Consider the following 12,214-nt stretch of genomic DNA (forward strand, 5'->3'; position numbering starts at 1 on the left):
TGTGTTCCGGAGATCGCTCCGACCGGCTGGCAAAAACTTCCACGTTTTACGTCCAGGTAGTTGCTTACTGCCAGAGCCAATCGACAGGCTGCGCCCAGCACTTCCTGCCCATACGCAACGCGAGGAGCCTGGATGCACAGCCCGCTCGGACCCACCCGCAGACACAGGACGCTCTCGCTGGCCGCCGCCCTGACGCTGCTGGCCGGACTGTCCGTGACCGCCGTCAGCACCACCTCCGCGCACGCCGACGACCCGCAGGCCGCGCGGCAGGCGGAGTTCACCGCGGCGGCCGCGGAGTTCGGCGTACCGCTGCCCGTGCTGGAGGCGGTGTCGTACGACGAGACCCGCTGGGAGGCGCACGCCGGGCAGTCCAACGCCGAGGCCGGATACGGGCCGATGAACCTGACGGACCTCACCGCCGCGGAACTCGACGCCGACGGCCTGAGCACCCAGTCGCCGCGCTACGCGGACCTGCTCAAGGCCCCCGCGGAGCACACGGCGGCCGCCGCCGCGGCGCTGCTGGGCACCGACACCGCCGCCGTCCAGGGTGACGAGGCGCAGAACATCCGCGGGGGCGCGGCGCTGCTCGCCTCGTACGCCAGGAGCTACGGCCACGGCAGGCCGCCGCGCACGCTCGACGGCTGGTACGCCGCGGCGGCCCGGTACAGCCAGTCCACCGAGGACAAGGTCGCGCAGGCGTTCGCCGACGGTGTCTGGGCCACCCTGCGCACCGGCGCCGACCGCACCACGCAGGACGGCCAGCGGATCACGCTGGCGCCGACCGCGCGTCTGCACCCGGACCGCGATGACGTGCGCAAGCTCGGCCTCACGGAGGTGACGCCACCGCCGAGCGGCCAGCAGCCGGAGTGCCCGCGCTCGCTGCACTGCGACGTCATCCCCGGCGCGTACACCCTGCTCGACCCGTCCGACCTGCGGAACTACGGCAGCCACGACCTCGCCGACCGGCCGCACGACCTGCAGATCCGCTACATCACGCTGCACAGCACCGACGAGACCTACGACGGCACGCTCGACCTGTTCCGCGACCCGACCTACGCGGCGGGCGCGCACTACGTCGTACGGTCCCAGGACGGCCACGTCACGCAGATGATCCCCACCAAGGACATCGCCTGGGACAGCGCCAACCGCTCCTTCTACCAGCACTCCATCGGCATCGAGCAGGAGGGCTGGGCGACGCACGGCGCGAGCTGGTACAGCGAGAACCTGTACCGCTCCACGGCCTCGCTGGTGCGCTACCTGGCCGCGAAGTACGACATCCCGCTGGACCGCGCGCACATCCTCGGCCACGACAACATCCCCGGCGGCACCGAGGGCGGTGTCGCCACCCAGCACTGGGACCCGGGCCCCGGCTGGGACTGGGAGCACTTCTTCGACCTGCTGGGCGCGCCGATCCACGCCACCGCGCCCCAGGGCAGCGACGTCGTCGCGATCCGGCCGGGTTTCGCGGCCAACAAGCAGTCCACCACCTACTGCGACGACGTCCAGGGCTACAAGCAGTTCTCCGGCCCGTACCGCAGTTTCGACTGCCCGGTGACGTCGACGGCCGCCCCGTCGAGCTTCGTGCCGCTGCACACGGCGCCGTCCGTCACCTCGCCGCTGGTGTCCGACCCGTATCTGCACCCGGACGGCTCGGCGGGCACCGGCGCGATGAACGACTGGGGGGACAAGGCGCCCGCCGGTGAGACCTATGTGGTGGCCGACCGGCGGCCGGGCTGGACGGCGATCTGGTGGGGCGGCACCGAGGCGTGGCTGCAGGACTCGCCGCGGCACCCGGCGACCGTGCCGGTGACGGCGGCCCGGATCGTGCCGAAGGCGGGGAAGACGTCGATCCCCGTCTACACCACGGCCTACCCGGAGGCGTCGGTGTACCCGCCGGACTTCGTGGCCTTCGAGGGCGGGGTGCCGCGCCCGCAGCTCGCCCGCGCCAAGTACACGATCCCCGCCGGGCAGTCGTACGTGGAGTCGGGCCCCGCGATGAACACCGACTCGTACTTCGCGATCTACTTCGACGGATCGGCGCCGTACGACCAGCACGACTTCGTCGGGCAGACCAAGGTGTACGAGATCGTCTACAACCACCGGGTGGCGTTCGTGAACGCGGACGACGTGGACGTGGTCACCGGCTAGCGGCCTCCTCGCCTGGGGGCGGCCGGGCCGGTCAGCCGGTCCGGTCGCTCTCCAGCGCCTGGTGGGTGACGCGCAGCGCGCGGCTCGACGTGTCGAACGTGCGCTGGGCCACGCACACGAAGAGGCAGTCGACCACCACGAGCTGGCTGATCCGGCTGGCCATCGCGCCCGGCCGGAAGGTGGTCTCCCGGCCCGCCGACACCAGGACGAAGTCGGCGAGCCGGGCGGCCGCCGACAGCGGGTGGTTGGTGATCACCACCGTGGTCGCGCCCTCGGCCGCCGCGCGGCGCAGCGGCTCCAGCACGTCGCGGCTCTCCCCCGAGTGCGAGACGGCGAGGAAGACATCGCCCTCGCCGAGCAGGACCGCGCTGGTCAGCGCGGACTGCGAGTCGCCGTGGGCGTGGCACGGGCGGCCGATACGGGCCAGCTTCTGCTGCAGGTCCTGGGCGACGAGACCGGACGCGCCGACCCCCGCGATGTGCAGCTGGCCGCCGCCGCAGACCGCCCTGACCGCGCCTTCCAGCTGCTCCGGGTCGAGCTGGGTCGCGGTCTCCAGCACCGCCTGGGACTCGGTGTGCACCAGCTTGGCGATCACCTCGGCCGCCGAGTCGTCGGGGGTGATGCCGGAGGTCAGGGTGGAGCGCGGCGCCTGGCGGGCGGCGGACGCGGCGAGCGCCAGCCGCAGCTCGGGGTAGCCCGTGAAGCCCAGCGCCCGCGCGGTGCGGACGATGGAGGACTCGCTGGTGCCGGCCAGCGCACTCAGCTCGGAGATCGTGCTGCGGGCCACCTGCGCCGGATCCTCCACGATCAGGGAGGCGATCCGGGCGGCGGCGGGAGTGAGCGAGGGCAGCAGGCCGCGCACCGTGGCGCTGAGCGCGTCGCCCGCGTCACTGGCGCCAGTGGCGTTCGCCGTTCGGGTCCCCGGGACCGCCGGGACTTTTTCGTGCACGGGAGAAGAATGCACCGTGAATCCCCCTCATGGGACCCGGTGCGACAGATTTCCGGTCCGCGGGTACGACCGGGCCGACCGCCCGCGGGTGTCACACGTCCGGGTGACAATGGCGGGGTGAGCGCCCCCGCCGACCCGCCGCCCCCTCCCGGTCCGCCCGACCCTCCCCTTCCGCCCGCCCGTCCCGTCCGTCCCGCCTCCCTGACGCCGCGGCTGCCCTCGCCGCTCACCGAGGTGGCCGACCCGCGGCTGGCCAGGCACGGCGTGCGGCTCCTGCTGAAGCGGGACGACCTGATCCACCCCGACGTGCCGGGCAACAAGTTCCGCAAGCTGCGGCTGAACCTGGCCGCGGCGGTCGAGGCGGGCCACGGCACGCTGCTCACCTTCGGCGGCGCCTACTCCAACCATCTGCGGGCCACCGCCGCCGCCGGACGGCTGCTCGGGCTGCGCACGGTCGGCGTGGTGCGCGGCCAGGAACTGGCCGACCGCCCGCTGAACCCGTCGCTGGCCCGCGCCGCCGCCGACGGTATGCGGCTGGACTTCGTCGACCGGGCCACGTACCGCCGCGCCGCGGAGCCCGAGGTGCTTGCCGCCCTCCTGGACCGCCACGGCCCCGCCTATGTGCTGCCGGAGGGCGGCAGCAACGCCCTGGCCGCCCGCGGCTGCGCGGACCTGGGCCGCGAGCTGCGCGGCGCGGCCGACGTGGTGGCGGTCGCCTGCGGCACCGGCGGCACCCTGGCCGGGCTCGCGGCGGGCCTGGCGGAGGAGCCGGAGGAGCGGGAGGAGCCGCTCAGGGAACACCTCGAGCCGCGGGCCGTCGGTTTCCCGGTGCTGCGCGGCGGCGGCTTCCTGGCCGCGGAGGTGCTGCGGCTGCAGGAGGCCGCGTTCGGCGGGCGGCGCGGCCGGTGGGAGCTGGACGACCGCTTCCACCACGGCGGCTACGCCCGTACGACCCCGGCCCTCGACGCCTTCGCCGCGGACTTCGCCGACCGGCACGGCCTGGCCCCCGACCGGATCTACGTGGCCAAGATGCTCCACGGCGTCTTCTCGCTGGCCGGGGAGGGCGGCTTCCCGCCCGGCACTCGGGTCGCCGCGGTGGTCACCGGGCCGCCGGACCAGCCCGGCGGCGGCCCGCCCGCCGCTCCCGGGGACGGCTCTTGTCCGGCGCACACGGTCGGGTCGTAACCTGGTGGGCATGATCCGCACCGCAGCGCCCGCCGACATCCCCGTGATCCACGAGCTGGTCCGCGAACTCGCCGCGTACGAACGCTCGCTGGACGAGGCCCGGGCAACGCCGGAGCAGCTCCACATGGCGCTCTTCGGTCCGGACTCGGTCGCCCACGCCCTGGTGGCGGAGGAGGACGACGGCGGCCCGGTGGTCGGCTTCGCGCTGTGGTTCCGCAACTTCTCCACCTGGACCGGCGTGCCGGGCGTGTACCTGGAGGACCTGTACGTCCAGCCGCAGGCCCGCGGGGCCGGGCACGGCAAGGCGCTGCTGGCCGCGCTCGCGGCGATCTGCGAGGAGCGCGGCTACGCCCGCTTCGAGTGGTCGGTGCTGGACTGGAACGAGAAGGCGCTGGGCGTCTACCGTGCGATCGGCGCGCTGCCGCAGGACGAGTGGACCGTGCAGCGGCTGTCCGGCGACGCCCTCGCGGCGCTCGCCGCGCAGGCGGGTGACCCCGGTCCCGCGGGCGGGCCCGCGGCCGGATCGGCGAACCGGGCGAATTCTCATGCGAATTGAGACCGCCGGACTCTATCCACAGTCCGTACTCGTGCGCTTACCATGGGTGACAGAGATACGGATCCCGTACCGCCCAGGACAGGCTCCGATCAGGGCCGCCGCATGGTCACCCATGGCGGCGACCGTGCTCCGTCCGGGCGACATCGGGGCACGGATCGCGATAGCGTCGCTGCGAACCAGAGCAATCACTGTGCGCCACCGTGGAGGTGAGGGTGTCCCAGATCGCAGGCGAGCCCGGGTCGAAGGACTTCGTCGAGGTCCGGTTGCCCGCGGCAGGGGCCTATCTGTCGGTGCTGCGAACGGCCACGGCCGGTCTCGCGGCACGGCTGGACTTCACCCTCGACGAGATCGAGGACCTTCGCATCGCCGTGGACGAGGCATGCGCGATCCTCTTGCAGCAGGCCGTCCCAGGCTCTGTGCTGAGCTGTGTCTTCCGCCTGGTCGGCGACTCGCTGTGGGTCACCGTCTCGGCGCCCACCACCGACGGCCGGGCCCCGGAGCGGGACACCTTCGCCTGGACGGTGCTGTCGGCACTGGCGGGCGAGGTGGACTCCACCGTCGCGGAGGACAAGGCGGTCAGTATCAGCCTGCACAAGAAACGCGGCGCCGGTCCAGGACAGGGCTGAGGACCAGGGATGGAGCGCCGCCGTCGCGGACCTGTCGAAGGTCAGCGTGTCCCGGTCCGCCGGCGGACCGGTGACGGTACAACCGTGCAGGAAGACGGGGAATCGCCATGAGTGCTGAGCTCTCCCGGGGGGAAGACCCCGGTACGCCCGCGGAGCACGCCGTGCCCGCGGTGCGCGGTCGCGCCTCCGTACCCGCCCAGCCGGAGCCCGCGGGCCCGGCCGGGCGGCGGCACGCGGCCAGGCCGCATCCCGAACCCCGTGGGGAAACCGAAACCCGTATGGAAGCCCGTATGGACGGAATGGACGCGGCGAAGCAGGCGGAACTGGTGGATCAGCAGCAGGAGCAACGCGCGCACGACCCGCACGACCGGGCCGGCGCCCGCGCGCTCTTCCTCGAACTGCGCGAGCTGCCCGAGGGGTCCCCGGAGCGCGCCGAGCTGCGCAACCGGCTGGTGCGGATGCATCTGCCGCTGGTGGAGCACCTGGCCAGGCGGTTCCGCAACCGCGGCGAGCCGCTGGACGACCTGACGCAGGTCGCCACCATCGGCCTGATCAAGTCCGTGGACCGCTTCGACGTGGACCGCGGGGTCGAGTTCTCCACGTACGCGACACCCACCGTGGTCGGCGAGATCAAGCGTCACTTCAGGGACAAGGGCTGGGCGGTACGGGTGCCGCGCCGCCTCCAGGAGCTGCGGCTGGCGCTGACCACCGCAACCGGTGAGCTGTCCCAGCGGCACGGCCGGGCGCCGACGGTGCACGAGCTGGCCGAGCACCTGAAGATCTCCGAGGAGGAGGTGCTGGAGGGCCTGGAGTCCGCGAACGCCTACAGCACCCTGTCCCTGGACGTGCCGGACACCGACGACGAGTCGCCCGCGGTCGCCGACACCCTCGGCTCCGAGGACGAGGCGCTGGAGGGCGTGGAGTACCGCGAGTCGCTCAAGCCGCTGCTGGAGCAGCTGCCGCCGCGCGAGAAGACGATCCTGCTGCTGCGGTTCTTCGGCAACATGACCCAGTCCCAGATCGCCCAGGAGGTCGGCATCTCCCAGATGCACGTCTCCAGGCTGCTGGCCCGCACCCTGGCCCAGCTCCGGGACAAGCTGCTGATCGAGGAGTAACGGTACGGCCGGTCGCGCGGGCGGCTACGACGCGGTGCGGCTGATGCCCAGCGCGTCGGTGGTGGCCGGGTGCACCAGCAGCACCAGCCCGCCCAGGGCGAGCGCGCCCAGCGCCGCGCCGCCCGCGATCACCGCGCCGGTGCTGTGCAGCATCGTCCAGGCGATGGGCAGCGACAGCAGCTGCATGATCAGCGCGGGCCCGCGGCTCCAGCGGCGGGCCCGTCGCAGCCCGTAGGCGGCGCCCAGCGGGATCGCGGCGAAGAGCAGGACGACGGCTCCGGCGCCCGCGTCCCTCGCGGTGCCGGAGAAGAGCAGGATGACGCCCCAGGCGGCGACCGCCAGGCCCTCCAGGGCGGCGATGACGGCGGCGGCGGTCAGCCGCAGCGGCGGCGGGCCGGTCGGCTCCGCGGCGGCCTTCGCCGCCGCTTTCGCGGCTTTCGCGGCCGCCACGGCGGCCGGGTCGGTCTCCTGCTCGGCGGCGGGGGGCACGAACCTGGCCATCTTCTGCGCCACCCGCTGAGGCGGCTTGCGCGGCTGCTTCCGGCCGGACTTCGGACCGGGCTGCGGCGTCATCGGCGTCTCCTTCGAGGGCTTGCTCACACCGATCAGCGTAGCCCGCCGTACCAGAGCGTAGGTACGCTGTCGACCATGCGTGCACTCCTCGTGGTCAACCCTGCCGCCACCACCACCAGCGCGCGGGTCCGTGAGGTGATCAGCACCGCTCTCTCCAGTGATCTGAAGCTGGAGGTGGCGACGACGGAGTACCGCGGGCATGCCAGGGACCTCGCCCGGCGGGCCGCCGAGGGCGGCGAGGTGGGCCTCGTGGTGGCGCTCGGCGGCGACGGCACCGTCAACGAGGTGGTCAACGGTCTGCTGCACCACGGTCCCGATCCGGACACCCTGCCGCAGCTCGCGGTGGTCCCCGGCGGCTCGACGAACGTCTTCGCGCGGGCGCTCGGACTGCCGAACGACCCCGTGGAGGCGACCGGCGCCCTGCTGGACGCGCTGCGCGCGGAGTCCTCGCGGACCGTCGGCCTCGGACTGGTGAGCGGCACCCCCGGGAGTGAGGACGAGGGCGTGCCGCCGCGCTGGTTCACCTTCTGCGCCGGCCTGGGATTCGATGCCGGGGTCGTCGGACGGGTCGAACAGCAGCGGGAGTTGGGCAAGCGCTCCACGCACTCCCTCTATCTGCGCCAGGTCGCCCGGCAGTTCCTGTCCGACCCGCACCGCCGGCACGGCACCATCACGCTGGAGCGCCCGGACGAGGATCCGGTGACCGGGCTGACCCTGGCGATAATCTGCAACACCTCGCCCTGGACGTACCTGGGGAACAAGCCGGTGTACGCCTCCCCCGAGGCGTCCTTCGACACCGCCCTTGACCTGCTGAGCGTCACCAAGATGTCCGCTCTGTCCGCCACCCGCTACGCCACGCAGCTGATCCGTTCCACTCCGGAGCGGGGCCCGCACGGGAAGAACGCGGTGACCCTGCACGACCTGACGGAGTTCACCTTGCAATCGCAGGCGGCACTGCCCTTCCAGGTGGACGGCGACCACCTGGGACTGCGAACGAGCGCGACCTTCACAGGCGTACGCCGTGCACTGCGTGTGATTGTGTAAGTGGAAGAGCCTAAAGTCCTTTTACTCGAACGTTTAGGCTGCCCTGCACCCCATGGAAGTACGGCTGTGACTGAGGCGACACCGAGGAATCAAAAAAAACTTTTCGGTAGGGGTTGTATCTACCGCCGAGGTTTGCGAGTCTCTTAGTGGCGATCGGGACGGCCGACCAAACGGCCCCCTTGAGAGCCCGAACCTCTACCACACACCAGCGGGACAGCACCAGTGAAGACTGGATCGCGTCCCGTTGCCTGTGAGGGGATTCGTGAAAGCGTTCACATTCACAAGCAACGTGCTTGTCACACAAGGAGTTGGAGCAGCCATGGACTGGCGTCACCGCGCCGTTTGCCGCGAGGAAGACCCCGAGCTCTTCTTCCCCATCGGCAACACCGGTCCTGCGCTGCTGCAGATCGAGGAAGCCAAGGCCGTCTGCCGCCGCTGCCCCGTCATGGAGCAGTGCTTGCAGTGGGCGCTGGAGAGCGGCCAGGACGCCGGTGTCTGGGGTGGCCTCAGCGAGGACGAGCGCCGCGCGATGAAGCGCCGCGCCGCTCGCAACCGGGCCCGCAACGCCACTGCCTGACGCGCAGCTTTCCCCCGAACCGCAGCGCGCAGCACCTGCCATACGCGCAGCACACAGCATCGCAGAAGCCCCCGGCCACACCGGCCGGGGGCTTCTCGCGTATCGGAGACCTCGGTTCGCCGGTAGCCATCGAGCCAAAGGTCGCGCCGGTGTCGAAAGGGAGAACGCGCGGAGTCCCCGAGGAACGAGGGGTCGAGCACGATCGACCGTCGACACCGGGTCTAAGCGACCGGAGGCGAGAGGGCGGCAAAAAGAACGCTCAGCTTTCCAGGGGGAGTTCGAGCACGACCTTCGTGCCGCGCTCGGGGGCGGGGACCATGTCGAAGGTGCCGCCGAGTTCGCCTACGACCAGGGTCCTGACGATCTGCAGCCCGAGGTTGCCCGCCTGCTGGGCGTCGAACCCCTCGGGCAGGCCGCGGCCGTCGTCCTGGACGGTGATGGTGATCAGCTCGCGGCCGCGGGCGGCGGTGATGTCGACGCTGCCCGACTCCCCCGGCCCGAAGCCGTGTTCGAGGGCGTTCTGCAGCAGTTCGGTGAGCACCATCGACAGCGGGGTGGCGATCTCGGCGGTCAGGATGCCGAACCGCCCGGTGCGGCGGGCGGTGACCCGGCCGGGCGAGATCTCCGCGACCATCGCCAGCACCCGGTCGGCGATCTCGTCGAACTCCACCCGCTCGTCCAGGGTCTGCGACAGCGTCTCGTGCACGATCGCGATCGACCCGACCCGGCGTACCGCCTCCTCCAGCGCCTCCCGGGCGCTGTCGGAGTCCATCCGGCGGGCCTGCAGCCGCAGCAGCGCGGCCACCGTCTGGAGGTTGTTCTTCACCCGATGGTGGATCTCCCGGATGGTGGCGTCCTTGGTCATCAACTCGCGCTCGCGGCGACGCAGTTCCGTCACGTCCCGGAGCAGCACCAGCGAGCCGGTGTGCACGCCCTTGGGCTTGAGCGGGATGGCGCGGAGCTGGATGACCCCGTCGCCGCCCTCGACCTCGAACTCCCGCGGCGCCCAGCCGCTGGCCAGCTTCACCAGCGCCTCGTCCACCGGCCCGCGCGCCGGGGCCAGTTCCGCGGTGGCCTTGCCCAGGTGGTGGCCGACCAGGTCGGAGGCCAGCCCCAGCCGGTGGTACGCGGAGAGCGCGTTGGGGCTGGCGTACTGCACCATCCCCTCGGCGTCGAGCCTGATCAGCCCGTCGCCGGCCCGCGGCGAGGCGTCCATGTCCACCTGCTCGGCGGGGAACGGGAAGGCGCCCGCCGCGATCATCTGCGCCAGGTCGCTGGCGCTCTGCAGATACGTCAGCTCCAGGCGGCTGGGCGTACGCACGGTGAGCAGGTTGGTGTTGCGGGCGATCACGCCCAGCACCCGGCCGTCCCGCCGTACGGGGATCGACTCGACCCGTACCGGGACCTCCTCGCGCCACTCGGGGTCGCCCTCCCGGACGATCCGGCCCTCGTCCAGCGCCGCGTCCAGCAGCGGGCGGCGGCCGCGGGGAACCAAATGGCCGACCATGTCGTCCTGATAGGAGGTGGGGCCCGTGTTGGGCCGCATCTGCGCTACCGAGACATAGCGGGTCCCGTCACGCGTGGGAACCCAGAGCACAAGGTCGGCGAAGGACAGGTCCGAGAGCAGCTGCCACTCCGAGACCAGCAGGTGCAGCCATTCGAGGTCGGAGTCGTCGAGGGCCGTGTGCTCGCGTACGAGGTCGTTCATGGAGGGCACGCCTGCGAGCGTACCGCCCCCACGTTTTACCCAAGACCCATGGACAACCAGGAATGGTCTAGTCCACAATGGCATGACAGGCATCCGCCCTCCCCGCACAGGAGAGCGGACCGAGGCGCGGCGTTCTCTGCCCTGACTACGTCGGCGCCTCGACGGTCGGCTCTGCCCGGCCGGAGGGGAACCGCACACCCCACCGGTCATGAGCCGACGGCGGCTCCGGGCTGCGGTGCTGGAGAGGCTGAGGGTCCTCTCCCGGCACCGCGGCCCGAAGTGCGTTCTTTTCTCTTTTGCGGTTCCCCCCGGGCTGCCTCTCCCGCCCGTCCCCGGGACCACCCCCTGTGGGGGCTGGCCGCGCAGTTCCCCGCGCCCCTACGGGGCCTAGCGCGTTTCGGTGACCTTGACCATCGCTCGCGGGGCGTCGGGGTCCTGGCCGCGGGCGAGGGTGACCTCGTAGGCGAGTTTCTGGAGGGGAAGAATCTCCAGGATGGGCTGCAGCTCTTCGGGGACCACGGCGGTGGGGAGGGCGAAGCCGGCGGAGGCGCCCGCGACCTGCGCCGGGGGGCCGACGACGACGAGATCGGCGCCGCGGCCGCGCAGCCGGTCCAACACCGGCTGCAGCGCGTGACCGCCACGCCCCTCGGTGACGATGGCGATGACGGGCGAGATGTTGTCGACCATGGCCAGCGGGCCGTGCAGAAGGTCGGCCCCGGAGTAGGCCAACGCGGGGATGTAGCTGGTCTCCATCATCTTCAGCGCGGCCTCCTTCGCGGTCGGATAGCCGTAGCCGCGCGAGGTGAGGACCATCCGCTGGGCGAAGCGGTAGCGGCTCGCCAGCTGGCGGATCTCGGCGCCGCGCCCGAGCACCTCCTCGGCGAGGTCGGGGACGGCCAGGGCGGCGGCCCCGTCGGCGCCGTGCAGGCCCTCGACGAACAGGTAGAGGGCCATCAGCTCGGCGGTGTACGTCTTGGTGGCGGGCAGCGCCTTCTCAGGGCCCGCGAGCAGGTCGATATGGAACTCGGCCACCTCCGCGAGCGGCGAGTCCTCGTTGTTGGTCACCGCCAGGGTGATCGCCCCGGCCTCGCGGGCCGCCTTCGTGGAGGCGGTGAGGTCGGGTGAACCGCCCGACTGGCTGACGCAGATCACCAGGACGTCGTCCAGATGGGGCTTGGCGCCGTAGGCCGTTGTGGTGGACATCGACGTCAGGCCGCACGGCAGACCGAGCCGTACCTCGATCAGGTACTTCGCGTAGAGGGCGGCGTTGTCGGACGTGCCGCGGGCGCTCAGCAGGACGAAGCGCGGCCTTCTGGCCGCGATTCGCTCGGCGGTGGCGCGGATGTGGGGCGCGCCGTCCGCCAGAATGCGGCGCAGCACCGCCGGCTGTTCGGCCATCTCGCCGTACATGATCCAGCCGGGACTGCCCTTCGCGGGCCCCTGGGGCGCTGCGCTACCCGACATCACCAGTGCCTCCGTACAGGCGTCCGACCAGGCGCTTCCGGGTGCGCCCGCACCCGCAAGGCCCTCACAGTCGACCACAGGAACCGGCACACCCGCCAGCGCTGCGGAAGCCCCCCGCGCGGCGGCACCCCTCTGCTAGATTGGTCTATACCTCTACACCATACGAGCCCTCTCCAGATCGGCAGGCCCAGCGTGGAAGTAGTCATCGTCCCGGACGCCACCACCGGCGGCGCACTCATCGCCGAGGCCATGGCCGCACTCCTACGACG

At 71.9% G+C, this 12,214-nt stretch carries 11 protein-coding genes; 7 read left to right on the forward strand and 4 right to left on the reverse strand.

The window, feature by feature from the left end; translation table 11 throughout:
• Positions 1–132: 132 nt before the first annotated feature.
• Complete coding sequence (locus AB0M29_RS13400; RefSeq protein WP_365382360.1) at positions 133–2,148, forward strand: N-acetylmuramoyl-L-alanine amidase; 2,016 nt, start codon at positions 133–135, stop codon at positions 2,146–2,148.
• Between the two features lie 31 nt (positions 2,149–2,179).
• Here the strand turns inward: AB0M29_RS13400 and AB0M29_RS13405 are convergent, their stop codons facing one another.
• The gene (locus AB0M29_RS13405) at positions 2,180–3,097 is read right to left on the reverse strand and encodes a MurR/RpiR family transcriptional regulator (protein ID WP_365382361.1); all 918 of its coding nucleotides are present in this window, start codon (positions 3,095–3,097) and stop codon (positions 2,180–2,182) included.
• 201 nt (positions 3,098–3,298) lie between these two features.
• Between AB0M29_RS13405 and AB0M29_RS13410 the strand changes: the two genes are divergently transcribed.
• From AB0M29_RS13410 to AB0M29_RS13425, 4 genes are all read left to right on the forward strand, one after another.
• The gene (locus AB0M29_RS13410; RefSeq protein ID WP_365382376.1) at positions 3,299–4,282 is read left to right on the forward strand and encodes a pyridoxal-phosphate dependent enzyme; all 984 of its coding nucleotides are present in this window, start codon (positions 3,299–3,301) and stop codon (positions 4,280–4,282) included.
• Positions 4,283–4,292: 10 nt separating this feature from the next.
• Positions 4,293–4,838 (forward strand): GNAT family N-acetyltransferase, encoded by a 546-nt coding sequence (locus tag AB0M29_RS13415; RefSeq protein WP_365382362.1) that lies wholly within the window; start codon positions 4,293–4,295, stop codon positions 4,836–4,838.
• A gap of 212 nt (positions 4,839–5,050) precedes the next feature.
• Positions 5,051–5,464: an anti-sigma regulatory factor gene (locus AB0M29_RS13420; RefSeq protein ID WP_365382363.1), complete on the forward strand. Its 414-nt coding sequence runs from the start codon at positions 5,051–5,053 to the stop codon at positions 5,462–5,464.
• A gap of 278 nt (positions 5,465–5,742) precedes the next feature.
• Complete coding sequence (locus AB0M29_RS13425; protein ID WP_365382377.1) at positions 5,743–6,579, forward strand: RNA polymerase sigma factor SigF; 837 nt, start codon at positions 5,743–5,745, stop codon at positions 6,577–6,579.
• Between the two features lie 24 nt (positions 6,580–6,603).
• On the opposite strand, the gene AB0M29_RS13430 is transcribed toward AB0M29_RS13425, so the two are convergent.
• The gene (locus tag AB0M29_RS13430; RefSeq protein ID WP_365382364.1) at positions 6,604–7,179 is read right to left on the reverse strand and encodes a hypothetical protein; all 576 of its coding nucleotides are present in this window, start codon (positions 7,177–7,179) and stop codon (positions 6,604–6,606) included.
• A gap of 48 nt (positions 7,180–7,227) precedes the next feature.
• On the opposite strand from AB0M29_RS13430, the gene AB0M29_RS13435 reads away from it, so the two are divergent.
• Both AB0M29_RS13435 and AB0M29_RS13440 read left to right on the forward strand, forming a co-directional pair.
• Positions 7,228–8,196 carry a diacylglycerol kinase family protein gene (locus AB0M29_RS13435; protein ID WP_365382365.1) on the forward strand — a complete coding sequence of 323 codons (969 nt, stop codon included), beginning with the start codon at positions 7,228–7,230 and terminating at the stop codon, positions 8,194–8,196.
• Between the two features lie 319 nt (positions 8,197–8,515).
• Positions 8,516–8,773, forward strand: a complete 258-nt coding sequence (locus AB0M29_RS13440) for a WhiB family transcriptional regulator (protein WP_365382366.1) — start codon at positions 8,516–8,518, stop codon at positions 8,771–8,773.
• Positions 8,774–9,032: 259 nt separating this feature from the next.
• Here AB0M29_RS13440 and AB0M29_RS13445 read toward each other — a convergent pair whose 3' ends face one another.
• Positions 9,033–10,481: a histidine kinase N-terminal domain-containing protein gene (locus AB0M29_RS13445; protein ID WP_365382378.1), complete on the reverse strand. Its 1,449-nt coding sequence runs from the start codon at positions 10,479–10,481 to the stop codon at positions 9,033–9,035.
• A 387-nt stretch (positions 10,482–10,868) separates the two neighbouring features.
• The gene (locus AB0M29_RS13450) at positions 10,869–11,945 is read right to left on the reverse strand and encodes an SIS domain-containing protein (RefSeq protein WP_365382367.1); all 1,077 of its coding nucleotides are present in this window, start codon (positions 11,943–11,945) and stop codon (positions 10,869–10,871) included.
• Positions 11,946–12,214 lie beyond the last annotated feature (269 nt).

This window comes from Streptomyces sp. NPDC051976, assembly GCF_040680795.1.
Classification (GTDB): domain Bacteria; phylum Actinomycetota; class Actinomycetes; order Streptomycetales; family Streptomycetaceae; genus Actinacidiphila.